Origin of the sequence: Paenibacillus agaridevorans (genome assembly GCF_003112455.1) — a bacterium.
Lineage (GTDB): Bacteria > Bacillota > Bacilli > Paenibacillales > Paenibacillaceae > Pristimantibacillus > Pristimantibacillus agaridevorans.
The window spans coordinates 100927-116472 of record NZ_BDQX01000196.1 but is presented as its reverse complement, the minus strand read 5'-3'; the positions used below and the strand labels follow the sequence as shown (position 1 = coordinate 116472).

The following is a 15546-nucleotide window of genomic DNA, read 5'->3' as shown; positions in this document are numbered from 1 at the left end:
GGAAAGCCGGTCAAGCCGAAGCAAATGCGAGCGACGATGCTTCGGCTCTGGCGTTACTTCGGCAGCGAGCGCAAACGTCTTATTCTTATCTTCGCATTCGTCATTGCGACTTCCCTGCTGGCTGTGGCGGCGCCTTATCTGATTGGATCAGCCATCGACGCCATGAGCGCGGCGGATGATGGCGGCGTCGATTTCGGCCTGCTGGAAATCATTCTGCTTGTTCTAGTTGCTGCATATGTCAGCGAAGGCGTGTTGTCTTTCCTCCAGAGCTGGCTGATGGCAGGGTTGTCCCAACGTGTGGTAAAGCAGCTGCGAGGCTCGCTGTTCGGCAAGCTGCAGAAGCTGCCTCTGCGGTTCTTCGATTCCAGATCGCACGGCGAGCTCATGAGCCGGGTGACGAACGATATCGACAACGTCAGCAATACGGTATCGCAATCGACGGTGCAGCTGATGTCGGGCTTCATCGGCATCGTCGGTTCGCTTATCATGATGCTGGTTTTAAGCCCGCTGCTGACGCTCGCTACCCTGATCACGGTGCCGCTCGTCTACCTGCTTGCGAAATTTGTGACGAGCCGGACCGGCGTGCTGTTTAAGGAGCAGCAGGCGCAGCTGGGCAAGCTTAACGGTCATATCGAAGAGACGATTACGGGTTTGCAGGTCGTAAAGGCGTTCAATCACGAGGCCAAGTCGATTCAGCAGTTCGAGGAAGTGAACGGCAAGCTGCTTCAGGTGTCGCTCAAAGCGCAGATCTGGTCGGGCTTCCTGATGCCGCTCCTCGGCGTGATTAACAATATCGGGATCGCCACCATCGCAATCGTCGGCGGCGTGATGGCCGTCAACGGACATCTTAGCGTTGGTCTGATCGCGAGCTTCGTGGGTTATTCCCGGCAGTTTGTCCGTCCGCTTAACGAGATGGCTCAAATCTACAATGTTCTGCTGTCAGGCGTAGCGGGCGCGGAGCGGGTGTTCGAGGTGCTGGACGAAAAAGAAGAGGAGCCCGATGCGCCTGGCGCTATCGTTCTGTCTAACCCTAAAGGGCATGTCGTATTCGAGAATGTCAACTTCGGTTATCGCCAGGATGTCCCTATCTTGAACAATGTCAGCTTCGATTCGCCAAAAGAGAGCAGCACGGCGCTGGTAGGCCCGACGGGAGCGGGCAAGACGACCATCGTTAATCTGCTTACGCGCTTTTACGATGTGACGGGCGGCCGCATTCTGATCGACGGCCGCGATATCCGGGACTACACGAGGGAGAGCCTACGCCTATGCTTTGGCATCGTGCTGCAGGATACGTATCTGTTTTCCGGCACGATCCGGGACAATATTCTGTACGGGAAGCCGGATGCGACGGAGGAGGAAATGCTGCAGGCGTCGCGGATGGCCAATGCCGATGCCTTTATTCGGCGGCTTCCTCAAGGCTACGGTACGGAGCTGACCGAGAACGGCGGCAATCTGAGCCAGGGGCAGCGACAACTGCTCGCGATCGCCAGGGTCATCCTGGCTAAGCCGTCGATTCTCATCCTCGACGAAGCGACCAGCAGCATCGACACGCGGACGGAGCTGCATATTCAGGAAGCGCTGCTCAAGGTGATGAAGGGCCGGACGACGTTTATTATCGCGCACCGGCTTAATACGATCCGGGACGCCGATGCGATCATGGTCATTGACCGGGGCAAGCTTCAGGAGAAAGGGACGCATGACGCGCTGATGGAGCGGCGAGGCGTATATTACGGCATGTTTGACCAACAGTTCAAAAATGTGCAAACATAGTGAAAGTAATAATCCAAGACATGGGGAGAAGGTATGGGAGTGGAAGTGAAGTTTTGTTCAGCCTGCGGGAGCGCGATGGAATACAGGGAGATGGACGGTCATTCGCGACAAGCGTGTACGACATGCAGCTTCGTGCACTGGGGCAGCTATAGCATAGGCGTCGGGGCACTCGTGAAGAAGGACGACAAAATGCTGCTCGTCCGCCGCGCGCAAAATCCGGGCAAAGGTTTTTGGACCAATCCCGGCGGCTACATCGAGCAGTTGGAACCCATCGAGGAAACGATTGTGCGCGAGGTGATGGAGGAAAGCGGCATAGAGGCCGTCGTTACCGGCGTCGCTGCGTTGCGCGATCAGCCGAGGGACATTCACAACGTCTACATCGCGTTTGCCATGGACTATGTCGGCGGCGAGCCGCGGCCAGATAACTACGAGGTGGATGCCGCAGGTTTTTTTACGCTTGAGGAGATGGCGGAGATGAACGTCGCGCCGTTTACCAGATGGCTGGCCGATATCGCGTTCCGCGGTCAATCGGCGGGATTGCTTAAGGACGTGGCACCCATCGTCCCGCTGAACGGCAACGGGTTGTTTCGGGTGTAGGACTCAAACGCAAAGGACCGTCAGGATGATCAATCCTGACGGTTTTTCTCTGCCCGCGAACGGGATGTTGTTGACTCGCGCGTGTTACGTCAGCGTTCTCCGCGATTTCGCCCGCAACAATCAAATCTCTTTGCGATGAAGATAAAGAAGTCCGCCCGCTACGAACAACACGAAGCTGCAGCCTACCGTTACGAGAATATTCTCGAGGGGCAGATTAAAGGCTCCGAAATTCTGCTCGCCGCCTTGTACAAGCATGCCGAGCGCCGGCTGTGCCCATGGATAGAACGGTCCGTACTTGTCGGAGTTGACGACCAGAATGTTCGGAATCGTCATGGCTACATTGATGGCCAGCGGCGCGGCGAAGCTGCTCCAGCCGATGGAAGCCCACAGTTGCAAAGCGGCGAGAGGCAGGCAGGCAAGCCAGCCCGTTAGGAGGGAGACGAGCGCCGATTGCCAGTCGATGCTGCCTGTAATCCCATGTACGGCGGATGCCGCGAGCAACGCGCCGATCATGACAAGCTGCACGGCGGCAAGCAAGGCAGCCACCATAAAGAATTTGGCTCCATACAAAGCGGTGCGCGATACCGGCAGACTAAGCGTCGCTTTCCATCCGCCCCCGCTGTGCTCGTATCTGCAAACGAAGGAGGAGAAGATGCCTGTCAAAATGGGCATCAGAAGCAGGGCATGGAGCATGAAGACGGTGGATTGCAGCAGATCGTATCGCGATGCTTCCGGTACGTCCGTCAAATTCGACATGGCGCCGATAAGCGCGGCCAGCAGCGGACTAATGGGGACGAGCAGCCAGATCAAGGAGCGGCTAAGCTTTAATCGTTCAGCGCCGAGCAGCCCCAGGAAAGAACGGAATCCCATCTCAGTTCACGTCCTTTCGATTGAAGTGGACGGCAGCCGGCAGCAAAATCACAAGTCCGATGATTAGCCCGGCCAGAACGAAGGTTTCGCCGTTCTCTGCCTTATAGGAAGCAAGCGGCCAGTTGGTGGGCACCCACTCCGAGAGAGGGAACACCGAGATCAAGGCGGCAACGATTCCGATCGTGATCGGCAGAGACTGGTTGCGGTAAGTCACGCACATCCACAGCACCGGAGTCAGCAGCGTCCAGGATGCCAGATAGGGATAAGCCGCCAGCTTTATAGCATCGGTCACGGGGAAGTCCGCCGCATCGAAGCCGAGCAGCAAGCCGAGTCCGAAGGAGCCGAGTGCGAGCACGATGCTGGCAACGGCAAGCAGCAACGCGACGATGGCAAATTTGGAGCCAAACACCGCGTATCGCGAGATCGGCAGCGCGAGCAACTGCTTCCACGCGCTTGTATGATGCTCGACATTGGCCAGCATGGAGCTCAGAATGGTAATGCCCATCAAAAGCGCGATGGGAACGAACATCAAAATATTGTCCAGCAGGCCGCCCCAGGGATCGCCGGCGTAGGCTTTTATCATATAATCGTAACGGAGACCGTAATTCAGCCCTTGCATCGCGATTAAGCCGACCGGGGCGAGGAAGGTCAGGAACCACAGTCCTTTGCCATTGATCTTGAGCAGATCGGATCTTATCGCTTGAACGATCATAGGCTTCCATCCTCCCCGACGATTTCGAGGAACAGCTTCTCCAGCGTCTTGCGATCTTCTTCCACTCGATAGACGGCATGGCCGGATTGCACCAGTTCTTTGACGGCCAGGGCTACGGCGGCGTCTCCGGCGCTGCCGAGCGACAGCGTGGAGTCGCCCGCGCCGATCGCGGCTTCGATACCGCGGCTCGCCAGCACGCCCAAGGCGTCTTCGCGTTCCGAGACGCGGAGCGTGACGGCGCTTTGCGACTGCGTACGCAAGCTGTTGATCGTATCCTGGAACACCAGCTCCCCGCGACGAATGATGCCGACGACGCTAGCCATTTGCTCCACTTCGCTCAACAGATGGCTGGAAATGAGCACGGTAATGCCGTATTGGCGCGGCATCTCCTTGATCAGCTCGCGAATTTCCAGTATGCCGGACGGGTCGAGGCCGTTGGTGGGCTCATCCAGGATGAGCAGCTCCGGGTTGCCGAGCAGAGCGCTCGCTATACCCAGGCGTTGCTTCATGCCTAGCGAATATCCTTTAACCGGGCGCTTTGCTTCCTTCGTCAATCCGACGATAGCGAGAACCTCATCGATTCGGCTCGCAGGCACGCCGATGATGCGGCGAATCGCCTCGAGATTCTGAACGGCGGTCAGATGTCCGTAGTTCGACGGATATTCCACCAGCGACCCGACCTTCCGTAGAATAGACAGCCGGTCCTTCTCCAGCGGTCGCCCGAAGATCCGAATAGACCCTCCCGATGGTTTGATCAGACCGAGCAGCATGCGGATCGTCGTTGTTTTGCCCGCGCCGTTCGGCCCCAGGAAACCGTATATTTCCCCTTTTGCGATTTGCAGATTCAGGTTGGATACCGCGTAGCGCCCCTTGTACCTCTTGCCGAGACCTCTTGTCTCGATTATCCATTCTTTCAAGTCGATCACCTCGAGATCCAGATTAACGTCTCAAGGTTAAGTCCCGTGTACGGCGAAGGTTAAATTTCGTTTAAATGCGAGTTCAAATTGAACGACCTCTTTAAAAAAAGCCGCGTTCGTCCTTCGCTTTCGTCTTTTCGTACAGATACACCCGCGTCCCTTCCTCCGAGCTTGCCGTTTCGCGGACAAGTCCCATGCTGTCGGCCAAATAATCCACGATGGCAAGTCCGACGCCCGCCCCTGTGGCAGAGGATTCGGAGTTCAGACCCCGGCCTTTGTCGGAGAAGACGAGGCATGGCCGTCCGTGCCGCTTCTCCAACGCTAAGCCGATATAACCGCCATCCCGGGCATGGCGAACGACATTCTGGAACAAATTGTCCAGCATGCGCTGCAAGCCCGCGCGATCGCCTTGCCATATCAGCTGCTCATGGGGTAGCCGAACGTCGACCTCGAGACCTTCCCGTTCCCAGAGCGGATACCAACTTGCGGCGGATTCTCTCGCCAGCCGGACGATGTCAACAGCCTCCAGGGTCAGCTTATAGCGCCCGCTGGTCATGAGCGTATAGGCAAGCAGGTTGTCAATAAGCTCGCCCAACCCTTCGGCCTTGCCTTGCATGACCGATACGGATTGCTGCCCCTTCGGACTAAGCGGCTCCTCGCGCAATTGGTAGAGATGCCCCTGCATAATCGTGAGCGGAGTGCGCAGATCATGCGACAAATTCGCGACGAGCGACTTGCGCAGCTGTTCTTCTTCGCTCTGGCGCTGCCGGCTGTCCCTGAGCTGGGCGACCATGCCGTTGAAGGAGTATTCCAGCGCTCCGATTTCGTCCCAGCGCTTGATCGCGACGGGTTCCGGGATGCCGTGCTCATCCTGCCGCGCCATAGCGGATTGCAGGCGAAGGAGCCGTCTGCGGATGTGGCGGAAGAACAAGAGCGACATGGCTACGAACACCGAGAACATGACAAAGACGAAGGCGATGTAATACGGCGTCCCGGAGCCGTTCGGATTGCCCGTGGAGATCGCTTCGCGCGGCATTCGGATCGTCATAAAGGAAGAACCGGCATTTTCCTTGCCGAGGAAAGCGATGACCGTATAGGGATCTTTCCCGATGCTTGCCTTCATAAACCGGATGGCCTCCTCCGGCGTCCATTGCGCCGGAATATCGAGCTGAGGCGGCAGTTGACTCCTTGTCGCGCCATTTGCGTCGACCCAGAACATGGAGGCTTCGGGATAGCGTCTTTTCAGCTCGATGAGAGCTTCGTCGATGGCCGCATCCGACTTGCCTTCCATATTGGCTGCATGCGCATGCCAATCCGACAAAAGACCAGACGTCCCGCCATACTTGGCGCCGCTCTCCATATCTGATTTCGAGCTCCACTGAACGATGGTATAGGTGAGACTGGCAAGCGGGATTATGACGGGAATGAACAGGAATGCGGCCAGCACGATGATCAAATATTGTCCCTGCAGCGAGCCAGGCAGGAGACGCGACTTGCGTACGGGAGCTTGCGAATCGTTGCGTTTGTTCATGCCCGTACCCGGTAACCCAGCCCGCGAATCGTCTCGACGACTTCGGGCGAAGCGGGGTCCTTCTCGATCTTCTCGCGCAAGTGCCGGATGTGCACCATTAGCGTCTTATCTCCATCCAGATAGGACTCGCCCCATACCGCCTCGTAGATTTGCTCCTTGGTCAGAATTTGCCCCAGATGGCGGAACAGAAACATAAAGATGTGGAACTGCTTGCCCCCGAGGGCGAGCTCTTCTCCGGTATCCGCATGCACGATCCGGTTTTCTGCCTCATAAACAAGCAGATGCTTTACCTTGGTCGGTTCGCTGGAGCGTCTTCCGCCGCGGCGGAGGAGCACTTCGATCCGGGCCGACAATTCGTCGGGATGGAATGGCTTGGTCACATAATCATCCGCGAATTCAAGGCCTTGCAGCTTGTCATCGATGGACGTTCGAGCAGACAGCATCAGGATAGGCAGATCCGGATTCGCTTTCTTCAGTCTTTGTCCGATCGTGAAGCCGTCAAGCCCGGGCAGCATGACGTCCAGCACGACCAAGCTGCAGCCCTCGGCTTCACGCAAAGCCTCCTCGCCGCTTTTAAGCCATTTCACCTCGTATGATTTGGAGCGGAGCTGCTCCGTTACAAGCTCTCCTATTTCCGTGTCGTCCTCGATATAAAGCAACTTAATGGAGTTAGTGGTCAAGTCGATCGTCCCCTCGCACCCGTTTTTCGAAAATTATATACGAAGACTCCCTGCCGCGAAAGCCTGATGGAAAGTCTGTTCAAGTAACCGTACACAAATTGTGAAAATTTGTTATGATGTTGCTGATACCATTTGCTAGGGTGTTTCGTAATAGTTGGTTATGAGGTAATGATACGAGAAGGAGTGGATTCCATGTCATTGTTCAACCGCATGATGGCAAGCGTGGGAATTGGGGCGGCGAAGGTGGATACGCTGCTGGAGCGCACATCCTATAGTCCCGGCGACGAGGTGCGCGGTGTGGTACGCATTTATGGAGGTTCGGTCGATCAGCAGATCGAAGGCATTGATTTGTCCATCATGACTTATTACATCAAAGAAGTGAACGATAGCAAGTTGAAGCAGAACGTGGAGCTTGGCAAGGTACGCGTCTCTCCGCCTGTAACGGTGCGCGCGGGCGAAAACAGGGAAATCGGTTTCAGCTTCTACCTGGCTCCCAATACGCCGCTGTCCATCGGCAGATCGCCGGTGTGGATCAAGACGTCGGCGGATATTCGCTCCTCCGTTGATCCGACGGACAACGATTATATCGAAGTTGTGCCGACCCAGCCTATGCACATGGTTTTGCAGGCGATCGAATCGCTGGGCTTCAAGCTCCGCGAAGCGGAAACGGTCTACGCGCCTCGAATCGGAGACTCTTCTCCGTTCGTGCAAGAGTTCGAATGGGTGCCGTACGGCGGTGCTTATCGCGGACAGCTGGACGAGGTGGAGCTCGTGTTCCTGCGCAATCGAGGCAGCGAGCTGGAGCTGCTGCTGCAGATTGACCGTCGTGCAAAAAATCTGTTCGGTTTGTTCGCCGAAGCTATGGATACGGACGAAAGCTTTGTAAAGGTCGTGGTCAAAGAAGCCGATTTTGCGCAAGGACCGCAATACGTGGCTTCTCTTCTCAACAATGTGATATCGCGTTATTCTCATTAAGCTGCCGGGGCGAAGTTAGTAGAAAACGAAGTTAGTAGAATGCGAAGTTAGTATAGGAGCTGTCTCAGGGTCGATGATGTACAATTACCATTCATCGATCCTATTGGACAGCTCTTTTGTGCTGCCAATCGAAGCTCCATAGTCGTTATTAACGTCTATATGATGCTTTTGCTGCCAATCGAAGCTCCATAGTCGTTATTAACGCCTATGGAATATCTTGCACGGTTACGCCCCATCCCGTCCCATGGTTCCGACTCGTTGCAAGCTTGTCGCCGAAATGGTTCAGGAGAGTTGGATAACTTGCCGCCACAGTGTAAACAACGTAATGGAAAAAGGTCCGCGCAACCGCTGATTCGCGTTCATGCGAGCCCTTTTTTTCGCCAAAGTGCAACGACAGCCGTTTCATATTGGAAGTGATCTGATCCGCCAAAGTGCGGCGTCAGCCTGTTTAACTGTCTAAGTCGCCGCCAAACGTCCTTGATAGCGGCAAACCCGGTTGCGTCCGCCTCGCTTCGCTTCGTACAGGGCAGCATCTGCTTCCCTTAGGAGTGTCTCCAAACTTGCGGCGCTGTCCATCGAGGAAGCGACGCCGAAGCTGGCGGTCACGGTGAGGCTTCCGTGTGCTGGGGTGTCCAGCGTATTGCCGGACAGGGCGATCCGCAGCCGCTCCGCGATCAAGTCCGCGCTCTCCGGCAACTCGCCATGAAGCGCTACGACGAATTCCTCGCCGCCATATCTCGCGAACAGCATGTCCGGCTTCAGCTCGCGCTGGCAGACGGCGGCTGCATGGCGCAGCACATCATCGCCCGTCTCGTGACCGTACGAGTCGTTGAATGCTTTGAAGTTATCGATATCGAACAGGATGACGGAGGTCGGGCGTTCCCGCAAAGCGGACAGCTCGAGCTGTTCCTTGGCGCGAATGATGAACTGCGTTCGATTATAGATGCCGGTCAAGCCGTCGTAATAAGCCATATGACGAAGCTGCTCCTCAAGCCGCTTCTGTTCTGTAACATCGACCAGCATAAGCAGATCTCCGATAACATCGCCGCCCCGGCCACGAACGATCGATAATTTGGCCTGGTAAATCGAAAGGACGCCGCCGCTCTCCCACTGCAGCTCCTGTACCGTCTCATCTGCTCCCGGCCGCTTAAGTCCATAGTGCGGCAAGCCGGTCAGATTTTCCCAAATATCGACAAGCCTTTTGCCGAGCAAGCTTCTGCGGAGCGCGGGAATCATCCGGGAAGCCGCTTTATTATAATCGATCAGACGTCCCGACCGGTCGAGCACGATGACGCCTTCTCTCATACTCTCGAATATATTTTCCTTGGCTATGGGCACTATCATGAGGAGGCGCGTAGAGAGAATGGCCCATATATACAGGGCCGAGGTGATGCTGAGAATAAACGGTACGGGATCCGCGCCATATGGCGTAGCGCCGATCAGATAGAGGAAGGCTCCGATCATGGGCAAGCTCTGTCCGCAGAGCAAAGTGAGCAATTGGATACGGAAGGTTTTTTTGGTCTTGAACCACTGCCTGAGCAGCAGGATGGCGCCAGCGAACAGACAACCGAACGTATAGGCTCCATGTACGATATACCAGTCACCGATGACGATGTCGGCCATGGGCGTGGGCGTATCGGAACGGAGGTAAACATCCTTGTAGAAGAGATGATGACTTTCGTTCGTTGCGACGAGCAGGAACGTAATGGCCGGTATGATAAACATCGCGCGAGCTGTTCTTCTCGATATGTTCCAATCAATATAACGCATGATAAGGAGCAGTCCCACTACGGGCGTAAAGGCGATGCCGATATATTCCACGACGCCCCATCTCTTTATTTCTTCCAATGTATCGCTGGCAAGCTCGAAGGCGAAGGCGAAGATATAGACCGATTGCAGGGCTGTCCACCAGACTAGCAGCCGGGCTTCGGGGAATTCTCTTTTTTTGAAAAAGACATATAGGCACAGGAAGGTATTAAGCACGCCCGAGGTCGTAATCAACGAGATGTACGGCGTCAAATCCAGCTGCATGAAGGAAGTCCTCCATTCGTGATCATTGTCTTTTTTATCGTATCACAGGTGACGCGTTCGACGAAACAAATAAAAGCGCAGTATTCGAGTCGGCATTTTTGAGAAAATCGCCAAATCCCCAATTTTCCTGCAAATTCCTGCATATTACTGTTGAACGTTGACAATCCGTGAAGTAAAATAGATAAAAGGTGTAAGTACAAGTTCAAATAGTCTATAAATCCCTTATTACTCATTGCCTAACGTCAGCCAGATCGACTAACCTTGCATAGTCTATGAGGCTGGCTTTTTTCATAGATTATGTTTTTTTAAATTATAGGAAAGTATATGCTTTCACTATACTTGACCTATAATTCTCGGAATGAAACGCGCTTCGCCGCCCAACGATGGCGCAGCCGTTTCACCTTGTGATTTCATAGATGGATGGTTGGAAGCGAGGAACAAGATGGATAACGAGATTTGGCTGCGGCAATCGCAAAACAGGTGCAAGCTGCTCGGCATTAACCCCGAGGTCGTGCCGGCGTTCACGACTATACTGACAGAAGCGGAGCTCGCGAGCAAGCGCATGGAGTACGAGGAGATTTTGTCCGTCATTAATTTTTTTGTCAACAAGATGCTGGAGCTCATGAAGGGGCTGCCACTGCTGATTCTCATCTCGGATGAGAACGGATGTATTCTGGAGATGGCCGGGGACGAGACGATCAAAACCATCGTCAGCCAGTCCGGCATCAAGATCGGACTTGTCTTCACGGAGAAAGAAGCAGGTACGAACAGTATAAACCTGGCACTGGATCATCGAGAGCCGTTCCAGTTGATCGGGAGGGATCATTACTTTCACTTTTTGGAAGAAAGTGCTTGTTATTCCGTACCGTTCCAACACACCGATGTCAGCAGCCTCTTAGGCACGATAACCATAATGACGACGATCGATCAGCATAATCCGTTCCTGCTGGCGATGTTGTGCACGGTGGTAGATTCCATCGAGCGCGAGCTCCTGCTCAAAAAGCAGAACAGAAGACTACATATTCTTAATCAAGTGGTTATCGAGACGACGAGAAACGGCATCATCATTACCGACCGCGAGGGCAAAATTACCGAATATAATCAGTTCGCCGAGTATATTACGGATCTAAAGAAGCAGGACGTGCTTCACAAGTCGATCGTCGAGCTTAAGATTAGCCAATACATTAACGAGGTTCTCCATTACGGCATTGTCTATGAGGATATGGAGATCAGCATTAAGCAGAAGAATCAAGACGAGCGGCTTGTCTGCCTGTTCGACGCCTTCCCGATCTATGACCAGAAGGGCCTGATTATGGGAGCCTTTGCTCAATTTCGCGATATCACGGAGAGATCCAAGGCCGAGAAGCAGATTAATCACCTCGCCTACCACGACGATTTGACCGGCTTGCCGAATCGCCGCTTCTTTACGCAGCATCTGACGAAGCTCCTGGACTCGCAAGAAGGCGAGCGCAGCCCGTTCGGCTTAATGTTCCTTGACCTCGACAGCTTTAAGAAAATTAATGATAATCTTGGTCATAACAACGGGGATGCCTTGCTGAAGCTGGTCGCTGGACGACTTAAAAATTGCTGCCGCAACTCCAAGCACTTCGTGGCCCGCATGGGCGGGGATGAATTCACGATCGTCGTGAAGGACATAAAAAGTCAGGAAGAGATTATCAAGGTAGCGGATGACATCATTAAGGCATTCGAGACGCCGTTCGAGATTGACGAATACGAATTCTACATTACGTCAAGTCTCGGCATTGCTTTCTATCCGCAGGATGGGACAGATGCGGAGACGCTGATGAAACGCGCGGATATCGCGATGTACCTGGCCAAGGACGGGGGCAAAAACAATTACGCGCTTTATAAAGCCGCAAAGAGCAGTATCGGCATGGAGCAGCTCACGTTGGAGAGCTCCATTCGGAAGGCCCTGCATAACAATGAATTCGTTTTGCATTATCAGCCGCAGATCGAGCTGGAGACCGGGAATATTATCGGAACGGAGGCGCTGTTGCGCTGGAACCATCCTACGCTGGGACTCGTATCGCCTTCCAAGTTTATCCCTATCGCCGAAGAGACGGGATTAATTGTGCCCATCGGAGAATGGGTGCTGCGAACCGCATGTCTTCAAAATCAGGCATGGATCGATCAAGGCGTATCGCCGATGAAAATTTCCGTTAATTTGTCGACAAGGCAATTTCTAAAGCGTGATCTGGTGGAGACCGTGCAGAAAATTCTGTTGGAGACGGGGCTCGATCCCTCGCTGCTGGAATTGGAAATTACGGAATCGATGACGATGGATGTTGATTTTGCGATCGAAGTGCTTGGAGATCTCAAAAAGCTGGGAATCCATGTGTGCATCGACGACTTCGGCACAGGCTACAGCAATCTTTATTACTTGAAGTTATTTTCGATTGACAGGCTTAAGATCGACCAGTCGTTCGTAAGGGATATTATGACGGATTCCATCGACGCCGACATTGTGTCTACTATCATCGCCATGGCCTACAACTTGGGAATTGACGTCATCGCGGAGGGCGTGGAGACCGAGGATCAATTAAATTATTTAAAGCGGCTGAGATGTCGCGAGGTGCAAGGATATTACTTCCACCGGCCGCTGCCTGCCGAGCAAATGGAAGGTATTTTGAAACCGTATGGCCATTACGAGTATTAGATGAAGGAGACCAAATGAAAAAAAAGGTATATTCGATCATAGTAGAACATTTCAAGCGCTGGGGTGTAAAGCATGTATTCGGCATCCCGGGCAAATCGATATCCCCGCTCATGCTGGAGCTGGACAGTCAGGAAATTCAATATGTGCTGGGCCGTCATGAAACGGGCTGCGGCTTCGAGGCTTCGGGTTACGCTCTTGCGAGCGGCTCGTTAGGCGTAGCCATCGCAACATCGGGACCCGGCGGCACCAATATGATTACTTCCGCCGGGCAGGCCAAGGAATTCGGGGTTCCCGTGCTGTTTATTACCGGACAACCTTCCATGCAGGATACAGGCAAGGCGCTCAGTCAGGATTCCAGCCAATTCGGCATGGATCTTGTAAAGATGTTCGAGCCGGTTACACTGTTTAGCGCAAGGGTCGAACGCGGGGATCTGCTCCCGTTATATCTAAGACATGCTATCGAAAGAGCCTATCATGGGGAGAAGGGGCCAGTACATCTCTGCATCCCGTTTGATGTATTAATGGAAGAGATCGAGGACTTCCAGGTTATGATGCCGGACTACGCATCGCCGGTGATCGCCCGAAGCGTTGATCGGGCGGTCGCGATGCTGGACGAGGCAGCTCGTCCCGTGTTGTTCCTCGGCAAAGGCGCAGTTACGGCGGAAGCGTTCGAGGAGATTCGTATCATCGCCGAACATTGGCGTATTCCCGTCGTTACCGCACCAGGAGGCAAGAGCGCATTCCCGACAACCCATCCCTTGTACCATGGAGGTTATGGGCTGGGCGGGTCGCCAACTGCGATGGACTATATGGTATCCGGAATCGATCTGATGATCGTCATCGGCAGCAAGCTGTGCGACATGCAGTTGTCTGGTTTTACGGAAGAGATGAAGCCAAAGCATATGCTGCAATTCGAATATGATCTGACGTTCGCGGGCAAGTCGGTGGATGTATATACGGAGATCGTGCTTGGCGACTTAAAGGCCAACCTGAGTCAAGTCATACATACGGCCGGCGCCAAAGGCCGACCGGACGATTACAAATTGAAGCCGCTGCCCAGCTATGATCCGGAGCGTTACCAGCGCGTCCCGATGGAAGCAGGGGAATCGTTCCGCGCGCTGCGTGCTTCGTTGCCCGAGGATGCGATTATGTTCGGAGATGCGGGCAGCCACTCCTTTTATGCCGTGCAGCATCTGGATATGCCTTGCACGGGTACCTTCTACTTCGATGAAGTATTTATTGCAATGGGCGCCGCAATCGGTTATTCCATAGGCGCGAAGCTTGCGAAGCCGGATAAGCCGGTCGTCTGTATTACCGGCGATGGCTGCATCCTGATGCAGGGAACCGAAATATCGACGGCGGTCAGCCATGGCGTACCCGTTATCTTTTTTGTTTTGAACAACGGCCGACTGGACATGGTGGATAAGGGGATGTCCTACAATACGGGCCGCTCCGTAGGCGCTGTATACGAGCATCCCCTCGATGTCAGCGGATTCGCGATGTCGATGGGAGCAGCGGCTTATCGCTGCCACCACCCGAGAGATATCCGTGAAGCCGTTCAGGCGGCGCTAACCGCGAACGGACCGACCGTAATCGAAGTGATGGTCGATCCGCTGGAAATCCCGCCGATCTTGACGCGCCTGTTGTCGATGGCCTAAATTCGGCTGTAACGGCCGACATATAGATGGATGGGCGAATGTATGCAGGGTTTCGCGTATCACATGATGCAAGTTTTTATTTAAAGATAGGTAAGGGGGAGTACGATGAATTCGGAGGCGTATGACAAAGGAATCGAGACGCTGAGCAAGATGGTTGGCCCGGATATGCTGCAAGCAACGGTTGAGAAAGTGAAGAAATTTAGTCCGGATTTCGCGAATATGATCGTATCTTTCCCGTATGGCATGATTTATTCCAGGCCGGGCCTCGATCACAAGCAGAGGTCGCTCGTCGCGATCTCCGCTTTGATCGCATCCGGTTCCGATGCGCAGTTGGACTTCCACATTCACGCTGGACTGAACGCAGGGCTCACGCCCGATGAAATTATAGAGGCCATTATGAATTGTTTGCCGTATGCGGGATTCCCCAAGTCGATCAGCGCCTTGTTCGTGACCATGCGCATATTCGAGGAGCTCGGCATCAAGCCAGGCGAGAGCGAAATCGTTGACTGAGGATCGTCCAGTCGATGTAATACTGGAGCTATATTTTAAAAAATATGTTGTGAAATAATTATGACTGCCGCATCTGTGATGCGGCAGCTTTTTTTTCAAAATAAGATAATATTTCAAATGAGGATAATGAACGGAATTACACTTATAAAAAAGGGACCGGTCCTGAAGCTAACGGACTCACGAGACATTAATAGCCTGTTTTGCTTAAGGTTCATATTCTAACGGACAGGAGCGCCGTTATATGGCCGAATTACAGCAAAAAAACGCTCGGATGGTGCAAATAGAGGCGCGTGTGTCCGTTAGATTTTAGAAACATCATTTATTCGAAAAATAGTGACGCTCCTGTCCGTTAGCAGTACAACCTTGTGGCTCAGCTCAATAAAGCGGATAAATCCGCTATAATAGTCCGAGCGCCCCCGGCTCAGCTCAATAAAGTGGATAAATCCGCTATAATAGTCCGAGCGCCCCCGGCACAGCCGAATAAAGCGGATAAATCCGCTATAATAGTCCGAGCGCCCCCGGCAAAGCCCAATAAAGCGGATAAATCCGCTATAATAGTCCGAGCGCCCCCGGCTCAGCCGAATAAAGCGGATATATTCGCTATAATAGTCCGAGCGC

Annotated in this window: 13 protein-coding genes; 6 read left to right on the top strand and 7 right to left on the bottom strand. The window is 53.8% G+C overall.

Translation table 11 applies throughout. The annotated features are described in order from the left end of the window. Both PAT3040_RS19025 and PAT3040_RS19020 read left to right on the top strand, forming a co-directional pair. On the top strand, positions 1-1770 hold a 1770-nt coding region (locus PAT3040_RS19025), incomplete at its 5' end, for an ABC transporter ATP-binding protein (protein ID WP_108993963.1). A gap of 39 nt (positions 1771-1809) precedes the next feature. Continuing rightward, positions 1810-2367 carry an NUDIX hydrolase gene (locus tag PAT3040_RS19020; protein WP_108993962.1) on the top strand — a complete coding sequence of 186 codons (558 nt, stop codon included), beginning with the start codon at positions 1810-1812 and terminating at the stop codon, positions 2365-2367. A gap of 120 nt (positions 2368-2487) precedes the next feature. Here PAT3040_RS19020 and PAT3040_RS19015 read toward each other — a convergent pair whose 3' ends face one another. The 5 genes from PAT3040_RS19015 to PAT3040_RS18995 all read right to left on the bottom strand — a co-directional run bounded on the left by PAT3040_RS19015 (position 2488) and on the right by PAT3040_RS18995 (position 7077). After that, a complete protein-coding gene (locus tag PAT3040_RS19015; RefSeq protein ID WP_108993961.1) occupies positions 2488-3237 on the bottom strand; it encodes an ABC transporter permease in 750 nt (249 codons plus the stop codon). Between the two features lies 1 nt (position 3238). Further along, positions 3239-3949 (bottom strand): ABC transporter permease, encoded by a 711-nt coding sequence (locus PAT3040_RS19010; protein ID WP_108993960.1) that lies wholly within the window; start codon positions 3947-3949, stop codon positions 3239-3241. After that, a complete protein-coding gene (locus PAT3040_RS19005) occupies positions 3946-4866 on the bottom strand; it encodes an ABC transporter ATP-binding protein (protein ID WP_087565942.1) in 921 nt (306 codons plus the stop codon). Before PAT3040_RS19005 ends, PAT3040_RS19010 begins: the two co-directional genes overlap by 4 nt. Positions 4867-4966: 100 nt before the next feature. Continuing rightward, positions 4967-6397 carry a sensor histidine kinase gene (locus PAT3040_RS19000; protein WP_108993959.1) on the bottom strand — a complete coding sequence of 477 codons (1431 nt, stop codon included), beginning with the start codon at positions 6395-6397 and terminating at the stop codon, positions 4967-4969. Then, a complete protein-coding gene (locus PAT3040_RS18995; RefSeq protein WP_246608762.1) occupies positions 6394-7077 on the bottom strand; it encodes a response regulator transcription factor in 684 nt (227 codons plus the stop codon). Before PAT3040_RS18995 ends, PAT3040_RS19000 begins: the two co-directional genes overlap by 4 nt. A 192-nt stretch (positions 7078-7269) precedes the next feature. Between PAT3040_RS18995 and PAT3040_RS18990 the strand changes: the two genes are divergently transcribed. Next, positions 7270-8052 carry a sporulation protein gene (locus PAT3040_RS18990; RefSeq protein WP_087565944.1) on the top strand — a complete coding sequence of 261 codons (783 nt, stop codon included), beginning with the start codon at positions 7270-7272 and terminating at the stop codon, positions 8050-8052. Positions 8053-8508: 456 nt separating this feature from the next. On the opposite strand, the gene PAT3040_RS18980 is transcribed toward PAT3040_RS18990, so the two are convergent. Beyond that, positions 8509-10083 carry a histidine kinase N-terminal 7TM domain-containing diguanylate cyclase gene (locus tag PAT3040_RS18980; RefSeq protein ID WP_108993957.1) on the bottom strand — a complete coding sequence of 525 codons (1575 nt, stop codon included), beginning with the start codon at positions 10081-10083 and terminating at the stop codon, positions 8509-8511. A 442-nt stretch (positions 10084-10525) separates the two neighbouring features. Between PAT3040_RS18980 and PAT3040_RS18975 the strand changes: the two genes are divergently transcribed. The 3 genes from PAT3040_RS18975 to PAT3040_RS18965 all read left to right on the top strand — a co-directional run bounded on the left by PAT3040_RS18975 (position 10526) and on the right by PAT3040_RS18965 (position 14928). Then, positions 10526-12760: a putative bifunctional diguanylate cyclase/phosphodiesterase gene (locus tag PAT3040_RS18975; protein ID WP_087565947.1), complete on the top strand. Its 2235-nt coding sequence runs from the start codon at positions 10526-10528 to the stop codon at positions 12758-12760. Positions 12761-12774: 14 nt separating this feature from the next. Continuing rightward, positions 12775-14418 carry a thiamine pyrophosphate-binding protein gene (locus tag PAT3040_RS18970; RefSeq protein WP_108993956.1) on the top strand — a complete coding sequence of 548 codons (1644 nt, stop codon included), beginning with the start codon at positions 12775-12777 and terminating at the stop codon, positions 14416-14418. Between the two features lie 105 nt (positions 14419-14523). Beyond that, the gene (locus tag PAT3040_RS18965) at positions 14524-14928 is read left to right on the top strand and encodes a carboxymuconolactone decarboxylase family protein (protein ID WP_108993955.1); all 405 of its coding nucleotides are present in this window, start codon (positions 14524-14526) and stop codon (positions 14926-14928) included. Between the two features lie 299 nt (positions 14929-15227). On the opposite strand, the gene PAT3040_RS38080 is transcribed toward PAT3040_RS18965, so the two are convergent. After that, a partial coding sequence (locus PAT3040_RS38080; RefSeq protein ID WP_219930298.1) for a hypothetical protein occupies positions 15228-15546 on the bottom strand: 319 nt, incomplete at its 5' end.

Bases quoted from the DNA above. Each gene is read 5' to 3' on its own strand.
- PAT3040_RS19015 (WP_108993961.1), bottom strand. From the start codon at position 3,237: ATGGGATTCCGTTCTTTCCTGGGGCTGCTCGGCGCTGAACGATTAAAG.
- PAT3040_RS19010 (WP_108993960.1), bottom strand. From the start codon at position 3,949: ATGATCGTTCAAGCGATAAGATCCGATCTGCTCAAGATCAATGGCAAA.
- PAT3040_RS19000 (WP_108993959.1), bottom strand. From the start codon at position 6,397: ATGAACAAACGCAACGATTCGCAAGCTCCCGTACGCAAGTCGCGTCTC.
- PAT3040_RS18990 (WP_087565944.1), top strand. From the start codon at position 7,270: ATGTCATTGTTCAACCGCATGATGGCAAGCGTGGGAATTGGGGCGGCG.
- PAT3040_RS18980 (WP_108993957.1), bottom strand. From the start codon at position 10,083: ATGCAGCTGGATTTGACGCCGTACATCTCGTTGATTACGACCTCGGGC.
- PAT3040_RS18975 (WP_087565947.1), top strand. From the start codon at position 10,526: ATGGATAACGAGATTTGGCTGCGGCAATCGCAAAACAGGTGCAAGCTG.
- PAT3040_RS18970 (WP_108993956.1), top strand. From the start codon at position 12,775: ATGAAAAAAAAGGTATATTCGATCATAGTAGAACATTTCAAGCGCTGG.
- PAT3040_RS18965 (WP_108993955.1), top strand. From the start codon at position 14,524: ATGAATTCGGAGGCGTATGACAAAGGAATCGAGACGCTGAGCAAGATG.